The sequence below is a fragment of the Frigoribacterium sp. 9N genome (assembly GCF_902506305.1).
GTDB lineage: Bacteria > Actinomycetota > Actinomycetes > Actinomycetales > Microbacteriaceae > Frigoribacterium.
Genome location: NZ_LR733392.1, coordinates 1,259,767 through 1,285,438, shown reverse-complemented (window position 1 = coordinate 1,285,438; position 25,672 = coordinate 1,259,767). Strand labels below are relative to the sequence as shown.

Here is a 25,672-nt window from a genome sequence, read left to right as displayed (position 1 = left end):
GGTGCGGGGCGAGGGGAGACGGGCGCATGTTCCTCGGCACCTATTCGCCCAAGCTCGACGAGAAAGGGCGCATCATCCTCCCCGCGAAATTCCGTGACGAACTGGCTTCGGGCCTCGTCATGACCCGTGGGCAAGAGCGGTGCGTCTACGTCTTCAGCCAGCGCGAGTTCGAAGACATGCACTCGCGCATCCGTCAGGCACCCGTCACGAGCAAGCAGGCCCGCGACTACATGCGCCTCTTCCTCTCGGGCGCGAGCGACGAGATCCCCGACAAGCAGCACCGGGTCACCATCCCGGCGACACTGCGCGAGTACGCCGGCCTCGGCCGTGACCTCACCGTCATCGGCGCGGGAAACCGTGCCGAGATCTGGGCCACCGACGCCTGGAACACCTACTACGAGGCCCAGGAGGCCGAGTTCGCCAACACCACCGAGGAGGTGATCCCCGGGCTCTTCTAGCCCGTGGGCCCCGACCCTCAGCCGTCAGCCCTGGCGCACCTTCCCCGGTGCCAGGTCCCGACGGATGGGGATCAGGGCCGACGAGCACAGCCCGTGTCGTCATGGCCGATCAGATCCACACCCCCGTCCTCCTCGAGCGGACCCTCGAACTCCTCGCCCCGGCCGTCTCGCGTCCCGGCGCCGTCGTCGTCGACTGCACCCTCGGCATGGGTGGCCACAGCGAAGCGATGCTGCAGGCCTTCCCTGAGCTCACCGTCGTCGGCCTCGACCGCGACACCGAGGCACTCGCCCTCGCCGGCGAGCGGCTCGCACCCTTCGGCGACCGGGCTCGCCTCGTGCACACGACGTACGACGGCATCGCCGACGCGCTCGACGACCTCGATCTCGACACCGTCGACGCGGTGCTCTTCGACCTCGGCGTGTCGTCCCTGCAGCTGGACCGGGTCGAGCGCGGTTTCTCGTACTCCAAGGACGCGCCCCTCGACATGCGCATGGACCCCACCTCGCCCGTCACGGCGGAGCGCGTCCTCGCCGAGTACCCCGAGAGCGAGCTCAGGCGCATCTTCTACCAGTACGGCGAAGAGAAGCTGGCTCCGCGCTACGCCCGGCGGATCGTCGAGCACCGGGCCGACTCCCCGCTCACCCGCAGCGGTGAGTTGGTCGACCTCCTGATCGCGGCGACGCCCATGGCCCTGCAACGTGCCGGTCACCCTGCCAAGCGCGTGTTCCAGGCGCTCCGCATCGAGGTGAACGGCGAGCTGGCCTCGCTCGAGGCGGCCGTCCCGGTCGCCCTCGACCGTCTCGCCGTCGACGGGCGGATCGTCGTCCTCGCCTACCAGTCCCTCGAAGACCGTTTCGTCAAGCGGGAACTCGCCGCTCGGACGACCTCAACGGCGCCGCAGGGCCTCCCGGTGGAGTTGCCGGAGCACCGTCCCGACTTCCGCCTCCTCGTCCGAGGGGCCGAGCTGGCTTCCGACGCCGAACGCGACCTCAACCCCCGAGCCAAGCCCGTGAGACTGCGCGCCGCTGAACGAATCCGGAGAAAAGCATGAGCAGCAACCTGGCCATCGCGACCCCGTCGAGCCGTCCGCAGCCGTCGTCGACCCCGACGGCGCGCCCGGTCGAGATCGTCACGAGTCGGTCGCAGCGACGGGCCCGTCCGAAGATCGCCTACGCGCTGATCGCGACGGCGGCGCTGTTCGTCCTCCTGCTGGCCCAGCTCGCCATCAGCATCGCCTTGAGCGACGGCGCCTACAAGATCTCCGACCTGCAGGCCGCGAAGACCGAGCTCGTCCGCGACCAGCAGAAGTTCAGCGAGCAGCGCGACGTGCTGTCCTCGCCGCAGAACCTCGCCGCCAACGCCGACGAACTCGGCATGGTCCGCAACTCCAACCCCGTCTACCTCGATCTGGCCACGGGCGCGGTCCACGGCTCGCCCGCCCCTGCGGCGGGGGCGGACGAGGCGACGTCCGGCAACCTGATCCCCAACACCCTGCTCGAGGGCGTCCCGCTGACGACCAAGGCCCCCGCGACCGCCGCCGACGGCACGGCGACCACCGACTCCTCCGCCTCGTCGGTCGGTGCTCCGACCACGGCGGGCGCCGTGGCCGTTCCGACCGACGCAGGCGCGGCGGACGGGGGATCGGCCGGCGAGTCGGTAGCGTCGGGCGCGAACGAGCTGGCGGCTCCGCAGACCCGCTAGCGGCGTGCCGTGACCGGTACATCGAACGACGACAGCGGGTCGGGCAGGCGCCCGGCCGCGGTGAGGAACCTCTCGTGAAAGCAGCTCCCCGAAGCCGCCGTCTCCGCGCGACGCTGGCGATGGCGCTGATCATCGCGCTCGTCGGCGTCTTCGTGGTGCGCCTGGCGGACATCCAGCTCGTGCAGGCGGCCGAGCTCAACGAGCAGTCCCAGAACAAGCGCGAGATCGTGCAGACGACCTACGGCGATCGGGGCGACATCACCGACGTCGACGGCACCGTGCTCGCCGGCAGCGTCACCCGGTACAACATCACGGCCGCTCCGGCCTTCGCCACGACGGCCAAGGTCAAGGGCGACGACGGCACGACCACCGAGCTGACGGTCGACCAGGTGGTCGAACGCATCGCCGAGATCACCGGGGGTGACGCCGCGACCATGACGAAGGCGTTGACCACCGACCCCGAGGCGAACTTCGCGTACCTGGTCAAGGGCGTCGACGTCGACGCGTTCCGCGAGGTCCGCGAGATGGACGTGTCATGGGTGTACTTCCAGCGCCAGGCCGCGCGCACCTACCCCAACGGCGCGGTGGCAGGCAACCTCACGGGCTTCATCGGCACCGACGGGCCGCAGGCCGGACTCGAGCTCAGCCAGGACGCGTGCCTGGCGGGCACCGACGGCTCGGAGACCTACGAACGCGGAGCCGACGGCGTCCAGTTGCCCGGCAGCACCGTCACGACCAAGAAAGCGGTCGCCGGGGGCACGCTGCGTCTCACGGTCGACAGCGACCTCCAGTACATGACCCAGCAGGCGCTGGGCGAACAGGCCGAGGCCATCGGGGCCGAGTCGGCCACGGCCGTCGTCATGAAGGCGAGCGACGCCTCGCTGCTCGCGGTCGCCGACTACCCGGCCGTCGACCCCAACGACGTCAACGGCACCGCCGTCGACGACCTCGGCAGCAAGGCCTTCACCTACTCGTACGAGCCGGGTTCGACCTTCAAGGCGATGACCGCCGCCATGCTGCTCGACTCGGGCAAGGCCGATCCCGCGACGCGGGCGACGGTGCCGTACTCCCGCACGTTCCCCTGGGGCGGCGAGATCCACGACGCCACCTTCCACCCGACCGAGAACCTCACGCTGACGGGCATCCTGCGCGACTCGTCGAACGTCGGCATCTCCCTGCTCGGCCAGTCGCTCTCGGCCCAGCAACGTCACGACTACATGGTGAAGTTCGGTCTGAACGACCCGACCGGCGTGGCCTTCCTCGGTGAACCCACGACGGGCATCCGGCCGGCCTCCCAGTGGGACCAGCAGACGAGCATCAACACGATGTTCGGACAGGGCGTCTCGACGACCGCCATCCACATCGCGAGCATCTACCAGACGCTGGCCAACCACGGCACCCGGTTGCCGGTCAACCTCGTCGCCGGGTGCACCGCCCCCGACGGCACCGTCACCGACGCGCCCTCCGCCGAGGGCACGAGCGTCGTCTCGCCGTGGGCCGCCGACACGACCGTCAACATGCTCGAGAAGGTCGTCAGCGACGGCGACCTCAAGGACGTCCTGTCGATCCCCGGCTACCGCGTGGCGGCCAAGACCGGCACCGCCGAGGTCGCGCGCTCCGACGGAACCGGCTACGGTTCTGACCGCATCGTCTCGGTGGCGGGCATCGCTCCGGCCGAGAACCCGCAGTACGTCGTCGTCGTGACCTTCACCAAGCCCAGTACCATCAAGACGTCGGCCGCTGCGGCGCCGACCTTCAACAAGATCATGTCCCAGGTCCTCGAGATGTATCGGGTCCCTCCGTCGACGGAGCCGGCACCCAGCCTGCCCGAGACCTGGTGAGAGAAGAGGATTCTTTGAGCGCCCGGATCCCCCCGGTCCTTCGACCGGAACATCCGTCGGCGAGGTCACTCGCCCAACTGGTCAGCGAGTTCGGACTCGAGCACGAGGGTTCCCTCGACGGCATCGAGATCACCGGCATCACGCTGAGCACGGCGGACCTCCACCCCGGCGACCTGTACGTGGGCGTGCCCGGTGCGCACCGGCACGGAGCCGAGTTCGCCGACCAGGCACGTGACGGTGGCGCGGTCGCACTGCTGACCGACGCCGCGGGGGCCGAGCTGGCCCGGTCCAGCGGTCTCCCCGTCGTCCTCGTCGACTCGCCCCGGGCGGCCCTCGGCGAGCTCTCGGCATGGATCTACCGCACGGACAGCGACGACGCACCCCTCCTCCTCGCGGTCACCGGCACCAACGGCAAGACCAGCACCTCGTACCTGCTCGAAGGCGTCCTGCGACAGCTGGGCCTCGTCACCGGCCTCAGCAGCACGGCCGAGCGCCACATCGGCGACCTCACCGTCGTCAGCCGCCTCACCACCCCCGAGGCCAGCGAGATGCACGCCCTGCTGGCCCGCATGCGTGAGAGCGAGGTGCGCGCGGTGGCCGTCGAGGTCAGTGCCCAGGCACTCAGCCGCAACCGCGTCGACGGCCTCGTCTTCGACGTCGCCGCCTTCACGAACCTGAGCCACGACCACCTCGACGACTACGCCGACATGGAGGAGTACTTCCAGGCCAAGTTGCCGCTCTTCCAGCCCGACCGTGCCCGTCGTGCCGTGGTCTCGCTCGACTCGCCCTACGGACAACGCGTGGTGGACAACGCCCGCATCCCCCTGACGACGATCACGATCCTCCCCGACGTCGAGGCCGACTGGACGGTCCAGATCCTCGACGAGCAGGCCGCCTACACCGAGTTCCGTCTGTCGGGCCCCGAGCAGCGTTCGCTCGTGACGCGCGTCCCGCTGATCGGGTGGCACATGGTCGCGAACGCGGCCCTGGCGATCGTCATGCTGGTCGAGGCGGGCTTCGAGCTCGAGGCCATCGGCCAGGCGCTCGACGCCGACGGCGGCATCGTCGCGTACCTGCCCGGGCGCACCGAGCGGGTGTCCGGCGACACCGGCCCGAGCGTCTACGTCGACTTCGGCCACAGCCCCGACGCGTTCCTGACCACCCTGGCCGCGGTGCGCACCTTCACACCCGGCAAGGTCATCATGCTGTTCGGTGCGGACGGCGACCGCGACACGACGAAACGCGGCGAGATGGCCCGGGTGGCCGCGGCCGGTTCCGACATCCTCGTCGTGACCGACCACCACCCCCGTTTCGAAGACCCGGCCTCCATCCGCAAGACGCTCGTCGACGCCGCCCGCGAGGCGTACCCGGAGCACGAGATCCACGAGGTGAGCCCGCCCGAGGCGGCCATCCGGGCGGCCGTGGCCCTGGCCCGAGAAGGCGACTCGATCCTCTGGGCCGGCCCCGGCCACCAGGACTACCGCGACATCCGTGGTGAGCGCACCCCGTACTCCGCTCGCGACGAGGCCCGTGCCGCCCTGCGCGAGGCCGGGTGGTCCGAATGATCGCGCTCACGCCTCGCCAGATCGCCGACATCACCGGCGGGCGCCTGGTCCACCCCGAGGAGGCGCGGGTCGCGACCCCGGTCGACGGCACGGTCGAGACCGACTCGCGTCTGGTCACCCGGGGGTCGATCTTCTTCGCCCTGCGCGGTGAGGTCACCGACGGGCACCTCTTCGTCGATGCCGCCACGTCGAACGGCGCCGCCCTCGTGGTCGCCGAGCGCGAACTCGAGACGACCGCACCGCTCGTCGTCGTCGACGACGGGGTCGTCGCGCTGTCCCGACTCGCCGCCGCCGTCGTCGACCACGTCCGGCGCCTCGGACGCTTGAAGGTCGTCGGCGTCACGGGTTCCAACGGCAAGACGAGCACCAAGAACATGCTCCGCGCGGTACTGGGCGACGTCGCGCCGACCGTCGCCCCCCAGGGGTCGTTCAACAACCACGTCGGTGCCCCGATCTCGATGCTGCGCATCGACGAGACCACCGAGTACCTCGTCGTCGAGATGGGTGCGAGCGGCCCGGGCGAGATCGCCCGGCTCGTCGACATCGCCCGTCCCGACACCGGGGTCGTGCTCAAGGTCGGCCTCGCCCACGCGGGCGGCTTCGGCGGCATCGAGGGCACCCGTGCGGCGAAGGCCGAGATGGTGACCGACCTGCCCGCCACGGGGACGGCCGTCCTCAACGCCGACGACGACCGCGTCGCCGGCATGGCGGCCGTGACGGCCGCACGGGTCGTCACCTTCGGTCAGGGTCCCTCGGCCGACTACCGGGCGTCCGACATCGACGTCTCGGCGTCGGGCACCTCCTTCACCTTCGAGCACGGCGACGTGAGCCGCCGGGTAACGCTGCGCATCCTGGGCGAGCACCACGTGATGAACGCCTTGGCGGCCCTCAGCGTCGTCGGCGAATGGGGCGTCGACCTCGATCGGGCCGTGACGGTCCTCGAGGGCGTGACACGGGCCGAGCGCTGGCGCATGGAGGTCCTGGACGCGCCCGGCGGCGTGACGGTCGTGAACGACGCCTACAACGCGAGTCCCGACTCGGTCGCCGCGGCGTTGAAGACCCTCGCCCAGATCACCGGCCCCGACCACCGATCGGTGGCCGTGCTCGGCGAGATGGCCGAGCTCGGCGAGTACGCGCGTGACGAGCACGACCGCGTCGGCCGCCTGGTCGTCCGGCTCAACGTGGGCCAACTCGTGGTCGTCGGCCACGAGGCACGACACATCCACATGGCGGCGGGCCTCGAAGGCTCGTGGGACGGAGAAAGCGTGCTGGTCGACACGATCGACGAGGCGTACGACTTCTTGCAGGGCACCCTGCGAGCCGGGGACGTCGTCCTCGTGAAGTCGTCCAAATCGGCCGGCCTGCGCCTCCTGGGTGACCGCCTGGCCGGGGTGACCGCATGATCGCGCTGCTGATCGGCGGTGGGTTCTCCCTCGCCTTCACGCTGCTGATGACGCCGGCGTTCATCAAGCTCTTCCACCGTCTCGGGTGGGGTCAGTTCATCCGCGACGACGGCCCGCAGTCGCACCACACCAAGCGCGGCACGGCGACCATGGGCGGCATCGTCCTGATCATCGGCACCGTGCTCGGCTACTTCATCGGTCACCTGGTCGGCGGGGACGAGCTCACCCTCAGCGGCATGCTCGTGCTGTTCATGATGGTCGGCCTCGGCGTGGTCGGGTTCCTCGACGACTTCCTCAAGGTGCGCAACCAGCGCAGCCTCGGGCTCGGCGGGTGGGCGAAGATCGCCGGGCAGGTCGTCGTGGGGGCGGTGTTCGCCGTCCTGGCGCTCTCGTTCACGAACGATCGCGGGCTCGCCCCCGCGTCGACGATGATCTCGGGCCTGCGCGACATCCCCTGGCTCGACTTCATGTTCTTCGGCACCATCGTCGGGGGCGGGCTGTTCCTGATCTGGGTCGTCCTGATCACCGTCAGCACCTCCAACGGCGTGAACGTCGCGGACGGCCTGGACGGTCTCGCCACGGGCGCCTCCATCCTCGCGATCGCGTCGTACATCTTCATCGGCTTCTGGCAGAACAACCAGCTCTGCACGAGCGTGCGCCTCGACGAGGCCACGCGGGCGGCCTGCTACCAGGTGGCCGACCCGCTCGACCTGGCCGTGGTCGCCGCCTGCATCTGCGGTGGCCTCATCGGGTTCCTCTGGTGGAACACCTCGCCTGCACAGATCTTCCTGGGCGACACCGGTTCGTTGGGCCTCGGCGGGGCGCTGGCCGCCCTGGCCATCCTCAGCCGCACCGAACTCCTGCTCGTGCTGATCGGTGGTCTCTTCATCGTGGTCACCGGCTCGGTGATCCTGCAACGGGCGTACTTCAAGATCACGAAGGGCAAGCGGATCTTCCTGATGAGCCCCTTGCACCACCACTTCGAGCTCAAGGGCTGGGCCGAGGTGACCGTCGTGGTCCGGTTCTGGATCATCGCCGGGCTCTTCGTCGCCGCCGGCGTCGGCACCTTCTACCTCGAATGGATCCTCCGCACCTCATGAGCGACGGCAGCACCGCCCCCCTCGCCGAGCGGCTCGCCGGGCTCGACAGCTGGCACGCCGACTGGTCGGGCCTGCGCGTGGTCGTCCTCGGGCTCGGCGCGACCGGTTTCTCGGTGGCCGACACCCTGGCCGAACTGGGCGCCGACGTCCTCGTCGTGGCCCCCGCGGTCGATGCCGACAAGGCCGAGCTTCTGCAGCTGATCGGGGCCCGTCTCGACGAGGTCGAGTCCACCGACACACCGTCGGCCACGCTCACGGCCTTCGACGCGCACCTCGTCGTGGCCAGCCCGGGCTTCGCCCCGCACCACCCCCTGGTCCGCTGGGCCGTCGACTCGGGGAGGGCCGTGTGGGGTGACGTCGAGCTGGCCTGGCGCGTACGCGACAAGGTCGAGCGCGTGGCCGAGTGGGTGCTCGTCACCGGGACGAACGGCAAGACCACGACGACGCAGCTGGCGTCGGCGATGGCCGGCGCCGACGGTCGCCGCGTGGCGGCCTGCGGCAACATCGGCGTGCCGGTCCTCGACGCGGTGCGCGACCCCGACGGCTTCGACCTGTTCGTCGTCGAGCTCTCGAGCCACCAACTGCACTACCTGCCGACCGGGGGAGCCGGAGCCCTCCGGCCCCGAGCCTCCGTCTGTCTCAACCTCGAGGCGGACCACCTCGAGTGGCACGGCGGGGCGGACGCCTACCGTGCCGCGAAGGCCAAGGTGTACGAGAACACGGTCGTGGCCTGCGTCTACAACAAGGCGGACGAGGCGACCCTGCGCATGGTCGAGGAAGCCGACGTCGAGGAGGGCTGCCGCGCCGTGGGCTTCGGCCTCGACGCCCCGGGGCCCAGCGAGGTCGGCATCGTGACCGGCGACGGGGTCTCCGTCCTGGCCGACCGCGCTTTCCTCGCCGAGCGCCACACGCGAGCGCTCGAACTGACCACCCGGGAGGCCCTCGAGGGCGTCGGCCTCGGCGCCGACCACCTCGTCGAGGACGTGCTCGCGGCCGCCGCGCTCGTGCGTGCGGTGGGCGTCGCTCCCGTCTCGATCCGCGACGCCCTCGCTGGTTTCGCGGTGGACCACCACCGCACCGAGGTCGTGGCCGAGTCCGGCGGCGTGACCTGGGTCGACGACTCCAAGGCGACGAACCCGCACGCCGCGCGCGCCTCCCTGACGTCCTTCCCGTCGGTCGTCTGGATCGTCGGAGGCCTGTTCAAGGGCGTCGACGTCGAGCCGCTCGTCCTCGAGTCCACGGACGCCGTCCGGGCGGCCGTGTTCGTCGGCGTCGACCGTGAGCCGCTCCGCCGGGCCTTCTCCCGACACGCGCCCGGCATCCCCGTCTTCGAGGTCGACGCCACCGACACTGGGCAGGTGATGCCGACGGCCGTGCGCCTCGCCGCGAGCGTGGCCCGTCCCGGGGACACCGTGCTCCTCGCCCCGGCGGCGGCGTCCATGGACCAGTTCACCGACTACACGGCCCGAGGGCGATCCTTCGCCCAGGCCGTACACGAACACTTGAGGGGTGACGTCGATGGCCAACCCGCCGTCCAGCCTCCCGCGCCGTCGGCCGACTGAGTCGAGCCGCACGCGCCGCGGGCCCGTCCGACCGACCGACGACGCCTCGAGCGGCCTGGGGTCCTCGAAGCGCACCGCCGGCGCCGTCGTCCGCGTCAAGAAGCTCTTCGCCGCCGAGACGGGCTCGTACTTCGTCATCCTCGGGACGACGTTGTTCATGGTCGTGCTCGGGCTGGTCATGGTGCTCTCGTCGTCCTCGGTCGAGCAGTACATCTCGTCACGACACACGTCGTTCTTCGGCGCGTTCATCCGACAGGGCACGTACGCGGCCGTGGGCATCCCGCTCATGCTCATCGTGTCCCGGCTGCCGGTGTCGTTCCTCAAGCGCTGGGCGTGGCACGTCCTGGGTGCGACCATCGTCCTGCAACTGCTCGTCTTCTCGCCCCTCGGCTACGAGATCGGCGGCAACCGCAACTGGATCGACCTCGGCTCGTTCACGGCGCAGCCCTCCGAGGCCGTCAAGCTCGCGTTGGCGATCTGGCTCGGCATGATCCTCTCGGTCAAGCGCGACCTGCTCGACGACTGGAAGCACCTGGCGATCCCGCTCGTGCCCGTGGCCGGCGTCGCGATCGGCCTCGTCGTGCTCGGTGGCGACCTCGGGACGACCATGATCATGCTCCTGCTCGTCTTCGCGGCCGTCTGGTTCGCCGGCGTCCGGCTGCGCTACCTGCTGGCGCCCCTCGCGTTCCTCGCGGTGGTCGTGCCCCTGATCGCCCAGGGGTCGAGTTCGCGCAACTCACGCATCGCCGCGTGGCTGTCGGGTTGCTCGGACTCGAGCCAGTACCAGGCCGAGTGCTGGCAGACCCTGCACGGAACGTGGGCGCTGGCCTCGGGGGGACTCTTCGGCGTCGGTCTCGGCAACTCGAAGTCGAAGTGGTCCTGGCTGCCCGAGGCCGACAACGACTTCATCTTCGCCATCATCGGCGAAGAGCTCGGATTGATCGGAGCGATGGTCGTGTTGGCCCTCTTCATCGTCCTCGCCGTCGGTTTCGTCAAGATCATCCGCCGGACGAACGACCCCTTCGTCCGTGTGACGACCGGGGCCATCACGGCGTGGATCATCGGTCAGGCGCTCGTCAACATCGCGGTCGTGCTGGGGCTGCTGCCCGTGTTGGGCGTCCCCTTGCCGCTGATCTCGGCCGGTGGATCGGCGTTGATCGTCACGCTCGTGGCCATCGGCGTCGTGCTCTCGTTCGCCCGGGTGCCCGAAGAGTCCGCGACGCCGCAGGGGCTCCCGCGACAGCGGGTAGGGTCTCTGCGGTGACGACGTATCTCCTCGCCGGCGGTGGCACCGCCGGGCACGTGAACCCCCTCCTCGCCGTGGCCGATCGGCTCCGCCGGCGCGAACCCGACGCGACCGTCCTCGTGCTCGGCACCGCCGAGGGGCTCGAGGCACGGCTCGTCCCGCAACGCGGGTACGAACTGCTCACCGTGCCGCGGCTGCCCTTCCCCCGCAAGCCCTCCGCGGCGGCGCTGCGATTCCCCGGCCGACTCGCCGGCGCGATCGACGGCATCCGGTCCGTGCTCGCGCAGCACGACGTCGACGTCGTCGTCGGATTCGGCGGCTACGCAGCCGCCCCGGCCTACGTCGCGGCCTGGCGGTCGAAGGTGCCCGTGGTCGTCCACGAGGCCAACGCGAAACCCGGCATGGCGAACGTCCTCGGCTCGTTCCTCTCGTCCCACGTCGGCGTCGTCTTCCGCTCCACCCGACTCCGGGGCGGACGGCAGGTCGGCATGCCGTTGCGCGACGAGATCGAGTCCCTCGACCGACGGGCCCACCGCGACGAGGCCGTCGCGGCCTTCGGTCTCGACCCCGCGCGGCCGACCCTGCTCGTCACGGGTGGTTCGACCGGTGCGCGGCGGTTGAACGAGACCATGTCGAGGGCGGCCGTCAGCGTGCTCGGCGCCGGCTGGCAGATCCTGCACATCACGGGTGAGAAGTCCGATCTCACCTCGACGGACCTCGACGGCCACCACCTCCTCCGGTACTGCGACCGCATGGACCTCGCGCTCTCGGCGGCGGACTTCGTCGTCTCCCGGGCCGGCTCGGCCACGGTGAGCGAGCTCACCGCGCTCGGGTTGCCCTCGGTGCTCGTCCCGTACCCGGTGGGCAACGGCGAGCAGCGACACAACGCCACCGACGTCGTCGGTGCCGGGGGAGCACTGCTCGTCGCCGACGCCGACTTCACGCCCGCCTGGGTCGAGCGCACGCTCGTCCCCCTGCTGCTCGACCGGGCCGTCGTGGCGGACATGGCCGTCCGCGCCGCCTCGGTCGGGGTGCGCGACGGAACCGACCGCACGGTCGACCTCGTCCTCGACGCCGTGGGCCGCGCCTCCTCGTCCTCCCCGAACCCCGACCTCAGCGAGACATCATGATCAAACCCGACCTCGACCAGCCGATCCCCGCCGAACTCGGTGCCGTCCACTTCGTCGGCATCGGCGGTTCGGGGATGAGCGGCATCGCCCGGGTCTTCCTCGCCGCCGGCCACCGTGTCACCGGGTCGGACGCCCGCGACAGCGCGGCCGTCGAGTCGCTCCGGGCGGCAGGCGCCGAGATCGCGATCGGCCACGACGCGGCCAACGTCGGCGACGCCGACACGCTCGTGGTGACCGGCGCCCTCTGGCAGGACAACCCCGAGTACCAGCTCGCGCTGTCGAAGGGACTGCCCGTCCTGCACCGCTCGCAGGCGCTCGCCTGGCTCGTCGGGCAGCAGCGGCTCGTCTCGGTCGCCGGGGCGCACGGGAAGACCACGTCCACCGGCATGATCGTCACCGCCCTGCTCGCCGCAGGGCACGACCCGAGCTTCGTGAACGGCGGGGTCATCCAGTCGTTGGGCGTCAGCGCCCGTGGCGGTGACGACGACCTGTTCGTCGTCGAGGCCGACGAGTCCGACGGCTCGTTCCTGCTCTACGACACCTCGGTCGCCCTGATCACGAACGTCGACGCCGACCACCTCGACCACTACGGCTCGCACGAGGCGTTCGACGACGCCTTCGTCCGGTTCGCGTCGGCAGCGCGCGAGTTCGTCGTCGTCTCGAGCGACGACGACGGTGCCGTCCGTGTCACCGAACGCCTCGACCACCCGCGCGTCGTGACCTTCGGCGAGGCCGCCGACGCCGACGTCCGCCTGAGCGACGTCGCCACGACCGGTCCTGTCTCGTTCACCCTGCACGCCGAGGGTCGTTCGTGGCCCGTGCAGTTGCGCGTGCCCGGGCGGCACAACGCCGTCAACGCCGCCGGTGCCTTCGCGGTCCTCGTCGGCCTGGGCGTCGACGCGGAGGCCGCCATCGCGGGTCTCGAGACCTTCGGCGGCACCGAGCGGCGGTTCGAACTGCACGGCGTCGTGCGGGGCGTCAGCGTGTACGACGACTACGCCCATCACCCCACCGAGGTCGCCGCCGCGCTGCAGGCGGCGCGTTCCGTGGTCGGCGACGGGCGCCTCATCGCCGTGCACCAACCCCACCTCTACAGCCGCACGCGGATGATGGCCGGCGAGTTCGCCGAGACCTACGAGCGACTCGCGGACCACACCATCGTGCTCGACGTGTACGGCGCGCGCGAGGACCCCGAGCCCGGCGTCACCGGCGCGCTGGTGTCCGAACGCTTCGCCGACCCCGACCGCGTCGACTTCGTGTCCGACTGGCAGGCCGCGGCGGACCGGACGGCCGAGGTCGCTCGAGAGGGCGACTTCGTCATCACGCTCGGCTGTGGCGACGTCTACCGCATCGTGCCGCAACTGCTCGGCTCACTCGACGCGGCCCACGAACCCGTCGTCGCCGTCGCGGAGGACTCCGCGGAGTGACTCGTCACGACAGGTCCGTGGTGTCGGGGGCCCTCCGATGAAGCGGCCCGACGGATTCGACGAACCAGAACACACCCCGACTCCTCCGGCGGCGCCCAACCGACGCCGTCGGGGACGGGACCCGGAGGCCACCGGGCCCGTCCCCGTCGTCGGTGCCTCGCGGCCTCCCCGAGGTGCTGCCGGTGACTCGCGGGCGGCCGACGCCGACGCATCCGATCCGTCGTCCCCGTCGTCGATCAAGGGCCGCCTCGGGTCGATCACCGGAGCCCCCGCGGCCTGGCGGGACCGCCTGACGAAGCCCTCGACCTCCGACGCGAGCGATCACCCCGGGCGGGTCGCACCTCGGGGCTCCGAGCCTCCGCGCATCGTGGCACCCGACGGCACGGCCGCCGAGGCCAAGGCACGAGCCGTCGCGGCACGCCGGCAGGCGCGTCGGGCATCGAGCGAACGGAGGCGCGTCGAGCGCGTCGAGGTCCGTCGCTTCACGCGTCGCAGCCGACACCGTCGGGCGACCCTGGTGTCGCTCGGGGCCGTCGTGCTCCTCCTCGTCGCGTCCGTCGCGGTCGCCGTGTTCACGCCGCTCCTGTCGTTGCAGACCATCCGTGTCGAGGGGACGGACCGCGTCGACGCCGCGGCCGTGCAGACCGCCCTCGACGGGCAGCTCGGCACGCCCCTCGCCCTCATCGATTTCGACGAGGTCACCCGCGAGCTCGGGGCGTTCCCCCTGATCGCCAGCTACGTGACCGAGACCGCTCCGCCCCACACGCTCGTCGTGCGCATCCAGGAGCGGCAGCCCGTCGCCACGGTCGCCGCGGGGGAGGGGTTCGACCTCGTCGATCCGGCCGGCGTCGTGGTCCAGACGCTCGACGCCCGGCAAGAGGGAGTACCCCTGGTCGACGTCGGGGGAGCAGCCCTCGACGGCCCCGCGTACCGTTCGGTGGCCGAGGTGCTGCTGGCCTTGCCGGTCACGTTGCGTTCGACCGTCGACACCGTGACGGCGTCGACGGCCGACGACGTGACCCTGCAACTCACCTCGGGTGAGCGGGTCGTGTGGGGCAGCGCCGACGAGTCGGCGAAGAAGGCCCAGGTGCTCACCGGACTCATCGCCGACCAGGCCCGGCGCGACCCGGGCGCGAGCGTCGAGTACGACGTGTCCGCGCCCGACAACGGGATCATCAGGACGAGATGAGAGGGTGTGTTCGCGACACGCTGGCCACCCTGGCGACAGCGCCTGCGGCACACCCATACCTTGTGACTGCAGAACTTGCATACCATGTACAACTTTAACCTTCAACTGCAGAGTTAAGGTTCAAGCGGAGGCCCGGACGTGACAACGAACCATAACTACCTAGCCGTGATCAAGGTCGTCGGTGTCGGCGGCGGTGGCGTCAACGCCGTCAACCGCATGATCGAACTCGGGCTCCGCGGCGTGGAGTTCATCGCCATCAACACGGACGCCCAGGCGCTGCTGTTGAGCGATGCCGACGTCAAGCTCGACGTCGGTCGCGAACTCACCCGGGGCCTCGGCGCCGGTGCCGACCCCGAGGTCGGACGCCGCGCGGCGGAGGACCACGCCGAAGAGATCGAGGAAGCCCTCGCGGGTGCCGACATGGTCTTCGTCACGGCAGGCGAGGGCGGCGGCACCGGCACGGGCGGGGCCCCGGTCGTCGCCCGCATCGCGAAGTCGATCGGCGCACTGACCATCGGTGTGGTCACCAAGCCCTTCGGCTTCGAGGGCAAGCGCCGTCAGGCCCAGGCCGAGGCCGGCGTGGCCGCCCTGAAGGACGAGGTCGACACCCTCATCGTCGTCCCCAACGACCGCCTGCTCGAGATCAGCGAACGCGGCATCAGCATGGTGGAGGCCTTCGGCACGGCCGACCAGGTGCTCCTCGCCGGTGTCCAGGGCATCACCGACCTGATCACCACGCCCGGTCTCATCAACCTCGACTTCGCCGACGTCAAGTCGGTCATGCAGGGCGCCGGTTCGGCCCTCATGGGCATCGGATCGTCGCGGGGCGCGGACCGCGCCATCAAGGCGGCCGAGCTGGCCGTGGCGTCCCCGCTCCTCGAGGCGAGCATCGACGGCGCACACGGGGTGTTGCTGTCCATCCAGGGCGGTTCCAACCTGGGCATCTTCGAGATCAACGATGCGGCGCGCCTGGTGCAGGAGGCCGTCCACGCCGAGGCCAACATCATCTTCGGTGCCGTGATCGACGACACCCTCGGTGACGAGGTCCGCGTGACGGTCATCGCGGCGGGGTTCGACGGTGGTGAGCCCTCGACGAAGGTGAAGGATCGCCGGTCGAGCTTCGTCGACTCCGACGGCCCCACGGCGACCTCGGTCGCCGGCGTCTCGGCCATCGCCGACAGCGGTGCGACGCACGAGCCCGCGGCGTGGAAGCGGCCCGAAGAGCCCGCGACCCAGGCCGTCGACCCGGCCTTCGACGACGGTGATGACGACCTCGACGTCCCGGACTTCCTCAAGTAACGACGAGTGACCGATCCGACGAGTGTCGACGGCGACCTGGGCGAGCGTCTCGCCCGGGTCGCCGCGGCCGTTGACGACGCCTGCACCGCTGTGGGACGCTCTCCGGGCGAGCTCACGACGATCGTCGTCACGAAATTCCATCCGCCCGGCCTCATCAGGGCGTTGTACGCCCTCGGGGTCCGCGACGTCGGCGAGAACCGTCACCAAGAGGCGCAGACCAAGGCCGTCGAATTGGACGACCTCGACGGACTCCGGTGGCACTTCGTGGGCCAGTTGCAGTCGAAGAAGGCGCGCCAGGCCCGGCGCTACGCGAACGCCGTCCACTCGCTCGACCGTGACTCGGTCGTCGATGCGCTCTCGGACGACTCCGGGTCCCTCGTCGACGGATTCGTCCAGGTCAACCTGACCGACGACCCCGGCCGCGGGGGAGTGGCCGAGCACGAGGTCGAGCGGCTCGCCGAGCGGGTGCTCTCGACCCCGGGGCTGCGACTGCGCGGCGTCATGGCCGTGGCCCCCCTGGGTGAGGAGGCGCGTCCGGCCTTCGCGCGCCTCCGTGCGATCTCCGAGAGGGTGCGGTCCCTCGAGACCACGGCCGTCGCCATCTCGGCCGGCATGTCTCCCGACTTCGTCGAGGCTGTCGCCGAGGGCGCGACACACCTACGGATCGGCACGGCAATCACGGGTTCTCGCCCCGATGCTCGTTAATGTCGGTCCTGACGATCCACTGACTCGGAGGAACACCATGGCCAACCCGCTGCGCAAGACGATGGTCTATCTGGGCCTCGCCGACGAAGAGCTCGAGTACGACGAGCAGCCTCACGAACGAGCGCAGCCCCAGCAGTCGCCGCGACCGCAGGCGGCCGCCCAGGCTCCGGCTCCCGTCGCCCCGGTCCACTCGGCTCCCGCCGCCCCCGCGCCCACCCCCGCGCCCCCGTGACGCCGCTGCGTCGCTCCTCGACCCCGAAGAACACGGTGCCCCACGACATGAACGAGATCCTGACGGTCCACCCCCGCGAGTACAAGGACGCCCAGGCGATCGCCGAGAGCTTCCGTGACGGCATCCCGGTGATCATCAACCTGTCGCAGATGACCGAGGCGGACGCCCGTCGTCTGGTCGACTTCGCCAGCGGTCTCTCGCAGGGGTTGTACGGCAAGATCGAGCGCGTGACCAACAAGGTCTTCCTGTTGTCGCCGGCGCACATCGCGGTGAGCGGTGATCAGGCTGAGGTAGAATCCGACATCGAAGCGTCGTTCTTCGCCCAGTCGTGACGAGTCCGTCGTCGCGGCTCCTCTGCGTCGACGTGACGACCTGCCCGTCCGCGAGTCTCCTCGCGCCGACTCGTGTGAGCTGATGACCCCCCGATGATCACTTACCTGATCGCCACGATCGCGTACTACGCGTTGCTGATCTTCTTCCTGCTCATGTGGGCCCGCTTCGTGCTCGACCTCGCGCAGTCGTTCAGCCGCGGGTGGCGCCCCAAGGGGCCGGTGCTCGTCATCGCCGAAGTGGCCTACACGGTGACCGACCCGCCCATCCGCCGCGTGCGGAAGATCCTGCCCCCCGTGCGCCTCGGATCGGTCGCGCTCGACTTCGGCTGGAGCATCATCATGCTGGCCGTCATCATCCTGATGAGCGTCGCCTCCGGGCTCCGCACCTTCGGCTGACCACGTCGTCCGTGGACGACAGGGTAGGCTCACTGCAGCGCCCGAACGGCACGATCCCGGCCCGACCGGGCCCCGCTCCTCTACGGTGTAGAAGAACGACCCAGACCACGATCACACGATCCAACAGATGCACGAGGTGACGGCAATGGCTTTGACGCCGGAAGACGTAGTCAACAAGCGGTTCCAGCCGACGAAGTTCCGCGAGGGATACGACCAAGACGAGGTCGACGACTTCCTCGACGAGGTCGTCGCCGAGCTGCGACGTCTCAACCAGGAGAACGACGAGCTGCGTCAGCGCCTCTCGTCCGGCGACTCCGCCCCCGTGGCGCAGGCCGCTCCCGTCTCGGCTCCGGTGTCCAGCGCGCCGGCTCCTGCGTCGGCACCGGCTCCCGCGTCGGCGCCCGAGGCCGTCGAGCCCGAGCCGGTCGTCGAGTCCGAGCCCGTCGTCGCGGCCCCCGCTGCCGTCGCGTCCGCTCCGGCCTACTCCGCCCCCGCGGTGTCCGAGGCCGACGAGACCAGCAGCACCAACAGCCTGCTGCAGCTCGCTCGCCGTCTGCACGAAGAGCACGTCCGCGAGGGCGTCGAGAAGCGCGACCAGCTCATCGCCGAAGGCCACGCGACCGCGGCCCGGCTGGTGTCCGAGGGCGAGGCCCGCCAGCGTGAGGTCGTCGCCGAGGCCGAGACGAAGTCCCGCGACATCATCGGTGCCGCCGAGACCCAGCAGCGCGAGATCCTCGACCGCCTCAACACCGAGCGTTCGAGCGTCGAGCGTCGCATCGACGACCTGCGCTCGTTCGAGCGCGACTACCGCTCCAAGCTCAAGAGCTACATCGAGGGTCAGCTGCACGAGCTCGACGGCGAGGGCACCGGCGAGGCCGGGCGGCCCACTCCGGCCAGCGCCCAGGGCTTCGGCTCGAACTAAGGACTTGTCGAGCGACAAGCCCGCCACGAAGGCCAGCGTCCGCGTTCTCGCGACGCTGGCCTTCGTCGCTGTCGTGGCCTACGGCCTCGACCAGGGCACCAAACTGCTGGTCACCCGGACTCTCGTCGAAGGGGGTTCCGTCGACGTCGTCGGCGAGTTCTTCCAGTTGCACTTCGTCAAGAACCCTGGTGCCGCCTTCTCGTTCGCGAGCGGGTCGACGTGGATCTTCTCGATCGCCGCCGCCGGCGTCGCCGTCGCGATCCTGGTCGTGGCCCGACGCATCCGATCGCTGGCCTGGTCGATCATGCTGGGCATGCTGCTCGGCGGCACCCTCGGCAACCTGACGGACCGCCTGCTCCGAGAGCCGTCGTTCGGCCAGGGGCACGTGGTCGACTTCATCTACTTCCCCTCCCTGTTGCCGGCCATCTTCAACGTCGCCGACGTCTTCATCGTGTCCAGCATGGGATTGCTCCTCCTGCTCACGCTGCTGGGCATCGGGCTCGACGGCACGCGCACGCCGAGCGCCGGCAAGTCGGCTCGACCGGCGGGCGACGGTCGCGACGGCGACCCTCAAGTGGCCGGCTCCAGGGCCGTCGGCGACCCGGGCACGTCCGGTGACGAGCCCGGCGGTCCCGTCGACACGGCGCCTCCTGCCGATCACCGGAGCGCCTCGTGAGCGAGACTCGTGCCCTCCCGGTCCCCGACGGGCTCGCCGGCGAACGTGTCGACGCCGCCCTGGCCAAGCTGCTCGGCTTCAGCCGGACCTTCGCGGCCGAGGTCGCCGCCTCGGGCGGGGTGACGGTCGACGGGCGCACGGTCGGCAAATCGGACCGGCTCGAGGCCGGTGCGTGGCTCGACGTCACATGGTCACCGCGTGAGGCACCGGCCGTGGTCGCCGTCGAGGTGCCCGGCATGGCGGTCGTCCACGACGACGACGAGATCGTGGTCGTCGACAAGCCGGTCGGAGTCGCAGCACACCCGTCGGTGGGCTGGACGGGACCGACCGTGCTCGGCGGACTCGCCGCCGCGGGCTTCACCGTGTCGACCTCGGGCGCGTCCGAGCGTGCCGGCATCGTGCACCGCCTCGACGTCGGAACGAGCGGCCTCATGGTCGTCGCCAAGACCGAGCGGGCCTACACCCTGCTCAAACAGGCCTTCCGCGAACGCACCGTCGAGAAGATCTACAACGCGGTCGTCCAGGGCCACGCCGACCCGCTGACCGGGACGATCGACGCACCCATCGGGCGGCATCCGTCGTCCGACTGGAAGTTCGCCGTGGTCGTCGACGGCAAGCCGTCGGTCACCCACTACGAGACCGTCGAGGCGTTCCCGTCGGCGTCGTTGCTCGAGATCCACCTCGAGACGGGTCGGACCCACCAGATCCGCGTCCACATGGCCGCCCAGCGACACCCCTGCGTCGGTGACGCGACCTACGGAGCCGACCCGACGCTGTCGGCGACCCTCGGTCTCACGCGGCAGTGGCTGCATGCCGTCCAGCTCGGATTCCGACACCCCGGCACGGGTGAGCCGGTGGTCTACCGCTCGACCTATCCCAGCGACCTGCAGCACGCCCTCGACGTCCTCCGTCACGGTTAGGCTGTTCCCCTAGTCGCCAGATCCACCACCAGACGAGGAGCCCCGTGGCCTCGAGCAAAGACTCATTCGTCCATCTGCACGTGCACAGCGAGTACTCGATGCTCGACGGCGCCGCCCGGGTCAAACCGTTGGTCACCGAGGCCGCCGCCCAGGGCATGCCCGCGGTGGCGGTCACCGACCACGGCAACGTGTTCGGTGCGTACGACTTCTGGAAGACGGCGACCGAGGCGGGCGTCAAACCCATCATCGGCACCGAGGCCTACATCACGCCGGGCACGCACCGGGGCGACAAGACTCGCGTGCGGTGGGGCGACGGTGGACGAGACGACGTGTCGGGCTCCGGTGCCTACACGCACATGACGCTGTTGTCCGAGAACACCACGGGCATGCACAACCTGTTCCGGCTCTCGTCCCGGGCCTCGCTCGAGGGCTACTACTTCAAGCCGCGCATGGACCGCGAGCTGCTCTCCCAGTACTCCGAGGGCCTCATCGCGACGACCGGCTGCCCGAGCGGCGAGGTCCAGACCCGCCTGCGGCTCGGCCAGTACGACGAAGCGCTCAAGGCGGCCTCCGACTTCCGCGACATCTTCGGCCGCGAGAACTACTTCGCCGAGATCATGGACCACGGGCTCGGCATCGAGCGGCAGATCATGGGCGACCTGTTGCGCCTGGCGAAAGACCTCGACCTGCCCCTCGTCGCGACGAACGACCTCCACTACACGCACGAGCACGACGCGACCAGCCACGCTGCTCTCCTCTGCGTCCAGTCCGGCTCGACGCTGAACGACCCCAACCGGTTCAAGTTCGACGCCGACGAGTTCTACCTCAAGTCCGCCCAGCAGATGCGGCATCTCTTCCGCGACCACCCCGAGGCCTGCGACAACACGCTCCTCATCGCCGAGCGCTGCGACGTGCAGTTCAACACCTCGGCCAACTACATGCCGCGTTACCCGGTGCCCGAGGGCGAGACCGAAGAGACCTGGTTCATCAAAGAGGTCGAGAAGGGGCTCGTGTACCGCTATCCCGCGGGCATCCCGGACGACGTGCGCAAGCAGGCCGAATACGAGATCGGCGTCATCACCGGCATGGGCTTCCCCGGCTACTTCCTCGTGGTCGCCGACTTCATCAACTGGTCCAAGGAGAACGGCATCCGGGTCGGTCCGGGCCGTGGTTCGGGGGCCGGCTCGATGGCCGCCTACGCCATGCGCATCACCGATCTCGATCCTCTGCGCCACGGTCTGATCTTCGAGCGGTTCCTCAACCCCGATCGCGTGTCCATGCCCGACTTCGACGTCGACTTCGACGACCGTCGTCGCGGCGAGGTCATCCAGTACGTCACCGAGAAGTACGGAGACGAACGCGTCGCCCAGATCGTCACGTACGGCACCATCAAGGCCAAGCAGGCCTTGAAAGACAGTTCACGGGTGCTCGGGTTCCCCTTCGGCATGGGTGAGAAGCTCACCAAGGCCATGCCCCCCGCCGTGATGGGCAAGGACATCCCGCTCACCGGCATCTTCGACAAGCAGCACGAGCGCTACAAAGAGGCCGGCGACATCAGGACAGTCGTCGAGTCCGACCCCGAGGCCAAGACCGTCTTCGACACGGCGTTGGGGCTCGAGGGCCTGAAACGTCAGTGGGGCGTGCACGCGGCAGGCGTCATCATGTCGAGCGATCCGCTCATCGACATCATCCCGATCATGAAGCGCGAGCAGGACGGGCAGATCGTCACGCAGTTCGACTATCCGGCCTGCGAGTCGCTGGGCCTGATCAAGATGGACTTCCTGGGGCTGCGCAACCTCACGATCATCAACGACGCCCTCGACAACATCAAGACGAACCGCGGTTTCGACCTCGTGCTCGAAGACCTCGAGCTCGACGACCGGGGGGCCTACGAGTTGCTGGGTCGCGGCGACACGCTCGGGGTGTTCCAACTCGACGGCGGGCCCATGCGCGGGCTCCTCCGGCTGATGAAGCCCGACAACTTCGAAGACATCTCGGCCGTCATCGCGCTGTACCGCCCGGGGCCCATGGGCGCGAACTCGCACACGAACTACGCGCTCCGCAAGAACGGCGCGCAAGACATCACCCCGATCCACCCCGAGCTCGAAGAGCCGCTCAAAGAGATCCTGTCGACCAGCTACGGGCTGATCATCTACCAAGAGCAGGTCATGGCCATCGCGCAGAAGGTCGCCGGCTTCTCGCTCGGTCAGGCAGACATCCTCCGGCGGGCCATGGGCAAGAAGAAGAAGTCCGAGCTCGACAAGCAGTACGCCGGGTTCGAGCAGGGCATGTTCGACAACGGCTTCTCGCCCGATGCCGTCAAGATGCTCTGGGACATCCTGCTGCCCTTCTCGGACTACGCCTTCAACAAGGCGCACTCCGCGGCGTACGGCGTCGTCTCGTACTGGACGGCCTACCTCAAGGCCCACTACCCGGCCGAGTACATGGCCGCCCTGCTCACCAGCACGGGGGACTCCCGCGACAAGCTGGGTCTCTACCTCAACGAGTGTCGCCGCATGGGCATCAAGGTGCTGCCGCCCGACGTCAACGAATCAATCGGCTTCTTCGCGGCCGTCGGCGACGACATCCGCTTCGGCATGGGTGCCGTGCGCAACGTCGGCTTCAACGTCGTCGACCATGTCATCGCCGCGCGCAAGAAAGAAGGGGCGTTCACCTCGTTCCACGACTTCCTGCGCAAGGTGCCGCTCCCCGTGGCGAACAAGCGCACCGTCGAGTCGCTCGTCAAGGCCGGCGCATTCGACTCCCTGGGATCGACACGGCGTGCCCTCGTCGAGATCCACGAGTCCGCCGTCGAGGCGGCGGTCAGCGAGAAGAGGGCCGAGGCGAACGGTCAGGTCGGCTTCGACTTCGACTCCCTGTGGGACGAGCCGCAGGACGTCCAGCACGTGCCCGAACGTCCCGAGTGGTCCAAGCGCGACAAGCTGGCCTTCGAGCGCGACATGCTGGGCCTCTACGTCTCGGACCACCCGCTCGCGGGCCTCGAGCTCCCCTTGGCCAAGCATGCCCAGACGACGGTCACCGACATCCTGGCGAGCGACCCCGCGACCATCGACGGCGAGACGGTCACGATAGCGGGGCTCATCACCAGCGTGCAGCACCGGGTCGCACGCAACTCGGGCAACCCCTACGGGATCATCACCGTCGAGGACTTCGGGGGCGAGATCTCCGCCATGTTCCTCGGCAAGACCTACCAAGAATTCGGGCCGTCGCTCGTCGGGGACTCGATCATCGTCCTGAAGGGTCGGGTCAGCGTCCGCGACGACGGCATGAACATGCACGCCGCGAGCATGTTCATGCCCGATCTCGGTGTCGGCGTGAACCACGGGCCGCTGCTCCTGCAGATGCCCGAGCACCGGGCGACGCACGACACGGTCACCGAGCTGGCAGCGGTGCTCGGGCGTCACGCCGGCGGCACCGAAGTCCGTCTCCGACTCGTCAAGGGCGAAGCCGCACGGGTCTTCGAGATCCCCATGCCGGTCGACGTCACGGCCGACCTGTTCGGCGAACTGAAGAGCCTGCTGGGCCCCGGCTGCCTCGTCTGAGGTGGCCGGTGCTCCGGCGGCTCCTGGTGCCCCGACCGGTTCCGGCGCCCGGCACCCGTTCGGCGTCAGTCCTCGAGGTGGACCGGTCTCAGGTACCGACGGTCGTGGTACAGCAGGGCGTCGTCGTCCTCGCCCACCCCGCCGGTTCCGATGCGCACGACCACGACGGCGTTGCCGTGGACGGGCACCCGCTCGACGATCGTCCCGGTCATCCACGCGGTCACGCCCGCGAGCAGAGGTATCCCGTTCGGACCGTCGGTCCAGTGGTCGCCCGCGAAGCGTGCGGCGGCGGGTCCCGCCATGCGGCGGGCGAGGTCGCGGTTGCGCAGGCCGAGCAGGTGCACGATGACCTGGTCCGTCTCCGAGACGGCGGGCCACGAGCTCGCCGTCCTGGCCATGTTGAACGTCGCGAGGGGCGGCACGGCGGCCAGCGACGCCAGCGACGTCGCCGTGAACCCGACCGGTGTGCCCTCGCCGTCACGCGCCGTGACGATGGCCACGCCCGCGGCGTGTCGTCGGAAGGCCTCCTTGAACACCTCGAGAGAGTCGTCGGGCCGCGGAGCAGCCGCGTTGTCGTCCGTCATGCTCCCGACCCTACTGACTAGGCTGGACGAGCCATGATCCAGACCACAGATCTGCGCGGTCTCGCGCCGACCCACGCCCAGCTGCTCGACCTCGTCCCCCGGTCCCACGCCGACGTGGGCGCCGCGACGGACGCCGCCCGGCGACTCGTCGACGACGTCCGCGAGCGGGGCGCGGCCGCACTGCGGGACCAGGCCGCGCGCTTCGACGGTGTCCGTCCCGATGCCCTGCGCGTCACGACGCAGACCATCGACGAGGCCGTCGCGGCCCTCGACCCGCTGGTCAAGGAGGCGCTGGTCGAGTCGATCGCGCGCGTCACCCAGGCCAGCCGCGCCCAGGTCCCGGCACCGACCACGACCCGCCCGGCGGCGGGGGCGACCATCGAGCAGCGGTGGCAGCCCGTCACGCGGGCCGGCGTGTACGTCCCCGGCGGCAAGGCCGTGTACCCCTCCAGCGTGGTGATGAACGTCGTCCCGGCGCAGGTCGCGGGGGTGTCGTCGATCGCCCTCGTCTCTCCGGCGCAGCGCGAACACGGCGGGGGAGTCCACCCCGTCATCCTCGGTGCCGCCGGCCTGCTCGGCATCGACGAGGTCTACGCGATCGGGGGTGCCGGAGCGATCGGCGCGCTCGCCTACGGCGTTCCCGAGCTCGAGCTCGAGCCGGTCCAGGTCATCACCGGTCCCGGCAACAACTTCGTCGCCGCGGCGAAGCAACTCGTGCGCGGTCGTGTCGGCATCGATTCGGTGGCCGGTGCGACCGAGATCCTCGTCATCGCGGACGACTCGGCGGACGCCACGTTGGTCGCCGTCGACCTCATCAGTCAGGCCGAGCACGACGAGGAGGCCTCGGCCGTCCTCGTGACGGACTCCGCGCGCTTCGCCGAGGCCGTCGTCTCCGAACTGACCAGGCTCGTGCCCCGCACCCTCAGCGCCGCCCGGGTCCGGACGGCCCTCTCCGGTCGGCAGTCGGCGGTGGTCCTCGTCGACGACCTCCGGCAGGCTGCTGCCTTCAGCAACGCCTACGGCCCCGAGCACCTCGAGGTCCAGACCCGTGACGACGACGCGGTCCTGGCCGACATCACCGACGCCGGAGCGATCTTCGTGGGGCCCGACACGCCCGTCAGCCTGGGTGACTACCTCGCCGGGTCGAACCACGTCCTGCCCACCAGTGGTCAGTCGCGCTTCTCGTCGGGGCTCGGGGCGTTCACGTTCCTCCGACCCCAGCAGATCGTCCGGTACGACGCCGAGGCCCTGGGTGCCGTGGCCGAGCGGCTCGTGGCGTTGTCGAACGCCGAGCTGTTGCCCGCCCACGGCGAGGCCGTCGCGGCTCGGTTGTCGCGCCCCTGAGCTGGGCGGGGCCTCCGTGATCCGGTGCTCGGGTGGCCCTGGCGTCCGACGTCGAGCCCGCCGTCCGATAATCTGG

21 protein-coding genes and 1 pseudogene are annotated in these 25,672 nt (G+C 70.0%); 21 read left to right on the top strand and 1 reads right to left on the bottom strand.

Annotation, left to right across the window (positions count from 1 at the left end):
* The first annotated feature begins 26 nt into the window (after positions 1-26).
* The 20 genes and pseudogenes from mraZ to dnaE all read left to right on the top strand — a co-directional run bounded on the left by mraZ (position 27) and on the right by dnaE (position 23,668).
* Entirely contained in the window at positions 27-458 is a 432-nt protein-coding gene (gene mraZ / locus ARTHRO9V_RS09065; RefSeq protein WP_055973040.1) for a division/cell wall cluster transcriptional repressor MraZ, read from the top strand.
* 101 nt (positions 459-559) lie between these two features.
* Positions 560-1,510, top strand: a complete 951-nt coding sequence (rsmH, locus tag ARTHRO9V_RS09060) for a 16S rRNA (cytosine(1402)-N(4))-methyltransferase RsmH (RefSeq protein ID WP_123570014.1) — start codon at positions 560-562, stop codon at positions 1,508-1,510.
* Positions 1,507-2,160: a hypothetical protein gene (locus tag ARTHRO9V_RS09055; RefSeq protein WP_056045028.1), complete on the top strand. Its 654-nt coding sequence runs from the start codon at positions 1,507-1,509 to the stop codon at positions 2,158-2,160. Before rsmH ends, ARTHRO9V_RS09055 begins: the two co-directional genes overlap by 4 nt.
* Positions 2,161-2,234: 74 nt before the next feature.
* Positions 2,235-4,001: a penicillin-binding protein 2 gene (locus ARTHRO9V_RS09050; RefSeq protein ID WP_233568309.1), complete on the top strand. Its 1,767-nt coding sequence runs from the start codon at positions 2,235-2,237 to the stop codon at positions 3,999-4,001.
* A gap of 14 nt (positions 4,002-4,015) precedes the next feature.
* A complete protein-coding gene (locus ARTHRO9V_RS09045) occupies positions 4,016-5,566 on the top strand; it encodes a Mur ligase family protein (RefSeq protein ID WP_056045031.1) in 1,551 nt (516 codons plus the stop codon).
* Positions 5,563-6,969, top strand: a complete 1,407-nt coding sequence (gene murF, locus ARTHRO9V_RS09040) for a UDP-N-acetylmuramoyl-tripeptide--D-alanyl-D-alanine ligase (protein ID WP_159826723.1) — start codon at positions 5,563-5,565, stop codon at positions 6,967-6,969. Before ARTHRO9V_RS09045 ends, murF begins: the two co-directional genes overlap by 4 nt.
* Entirely contained in the window at positions 6,966-8,069 is a 1,104-nt protein-coding gene (mraY, locus tag ARTHRO9V_RS09035) for a phospho-N-acetylmuramoyl-pentapeptide-transferase (protein ID WP_043594922.1), read from the top strand. Before murF ends, mraY begins: the two co-directional genes overlap by 4 nt.
* Entirely contained in the window at positions 8,066-9,631 is a 1,566-nt protein-coding gene (gene murD / locus ARTHRO9V_RS09030) for a UDP-N-acetylmuramoyl-L-alanine--D-glutamate ligase (RefSeq protein WP_159826720.1), read from the top strand. Before mraY ends, murD begins: the two co-directional genes overlap by 4 nt.
* Positions 9,588-10,895 carry a putative lipid II flippase FtsW gene (ftsW, locus tag ARTHRO9V_RS09025; RefSeq protein ID WP_159826718.1) on the top strand — a complete coding sequence of 436 codons (1,308 nt, stop codon included), beginning with the start codon at positions 9,588-9,590 and terminating at the stop codon, positions 10,893-10,895. Before murD ends, ftsW begins: the two co-directional genes overlap by 44 nt.
* Entirely contained in the window at positions 10,892-12,007 is a 1,116-nt protein-coding gene (locus ARTHRO9V_RS09020) for a glycosyltransferase (RefSeq protein ID WP_159826716.1), read from the top strand. The genes ftsW and ARTHRO9V_RS09020 overlap by 4 nt, the downstream gene beginning before the upstream one ends.
* The gene (gene murC, locus ARTHRO9V_RS09015; RefSeq protein WP_056045036.1) at positions 12,004-13,434 is read left to right on the top strand and encodes a UDP-N-acetylmuramate--L-alanine ligase; all 1,431 of its coding nucleotides are present in this window, start codon (positions 12,004-12,006) and stop codon (positions 13,432-13,434) included. The genes ARTHRO9V_RS09020 and murC overlap by 4 nt, the downstream gene beginning before the upstream one ends.
* Positions 13,435-13,801: 367 nt before the next feature.
* Complete coding sequence (locus tag ARTHRO9V_RS09010) at positions 13,802-14,623, top strand: FtsQ-type POTRA domain-containing protein (RefSeq protein WP_236556990.1); 822 nt, start codon at positions 13,802-13,804, stop codon at positions 14,621-14,623.
* Positions 14,624-14,761: 138 nt separating this feature from the next.
* The gene (gene ftsZ / locus ARTHRO9V_RS09005) at positions 14,762-15,922 is read left to right on the top strand and encodes a cell division protein FtsZ (RefSeq protein ID WP_043594926.1); all 1,161 of its coding nucleotides are present in this window, start codon (positions 14,762-14,764) and stop codon (positions 15,920-15,922) included.
* Between the two features lie 6 nt (positions 15,923-15,928).
* Positions 15,929-16,627 (top strand): YggS family pyridoxal phosphate-dependent enzyme, encoded by a 699-nt coding sequence (locus ARTHRO9V_RS09000; protein ID WP_159826712.1) that lies wholly within the window; start codon positions 15,929-15,931, stop codon positions 16,625-16,627.
* 37 nt (positions 16,628-16,664) lie between these two features.
* Positions 16,665-17,191, top strand: a pseudogene (locus ARTHRO9V_RS08995) (cell division protein SepF).
* Between the two features lie 93 nt (positions 17,192-17,284).
* Entirely contained in the window at positions 17,285-17,587 is a 303-nt protein-coding gene (locus ARTHRO9V_RS08990) for a YggT family protein (RefSeq protein ID WP_056045042.1), read from the top strand.
* Positions 17,588-17,732: 145 nt separating this feature from the next.
* On the top strand, positions 17,733-18,509 hold the full coding sequence (locus ARTHRO9V_RS08985) for a DivIVA domain-containing protein (RefSeq protein WP_159826710.1): 777 nt from the start codon (positions 17,733-17,735) through the stop codon (positions 18,507-18,509).
* 4 nt (positions 18,510-18,513) lie between these two features.
* Positions 18,514-19,185: a signal peptidase II gene (lspA, locus tag ARTHRO9V_RS08980; RefSeq protein ID WP_236556988.1), complete on the top strand. Its 672-nt coding sequence runs from the start codon at positions 18,514-18,516 to the stop codon at positions 19,183-19,185.
* The gene (locus ARTHRO9V_RS08975; RefSeq protein ID WP_159826708.1) at positions 19,182-20,105 is read left to right on the top strand and encodes an RluA family pseudouridine synthase; all 924 of its coding nucleotides are present in this window, start codon (positions 19,182-19,184) and stop codon (positions 20,103-20,105) included. The genes lspA and ARTHRO9V_RS08975 overlap by 4 nt, the downstream gene beginning before the upstream one ends.
* Before the next feature lie 98 nt (positions 20,106-20,203).
* A complete protein-coding gene (gene dnaE, locus ARTHRO9V_RS08970; RefSeq protein WP_056047386.1) occupies positions 20,204-23,668 on the top strand; it encodes a DNA polymerase III subunit alpha in 3,465 nt (1,154 codons plus the stop codon).
* Positions 23,669-23,733: 65 nt separating this feature from the next.
* On the opposite strand, the gene ARTHRO9V_RS08965 is transcribed toward dnaE, so the two are convergent.
* Positions 23,734-24,252, bottom strand: coding sequence for a flavin reductase family protein (locus tag ARTHRO9V_RS08965; RefSeq protein ID WP_159826706.1), 519 nt, complete (start codon positions 24,250-24,252; stop codon positions 23,734-23,736).
* Between the two features lie 33 nt (positions 24,253-24,285).
* Here ARTHRO9V_RS08965 and hisD point away from each other — a divergent pair, with 33 nt between their 5' ends.
* A complete protein-coding gene (hisD, locus tag ARTHRO9V_RS08960) occupies positions 24,286-25,596 on the top strand; it encodes a histidinol dehydrogenase (RefSeq protein ID WP_159826704.1) in 1,311 nt (436 codons plus the stop codon).
* Positions 25,597-25,672 lie beyond the last annotated feature (76 nt).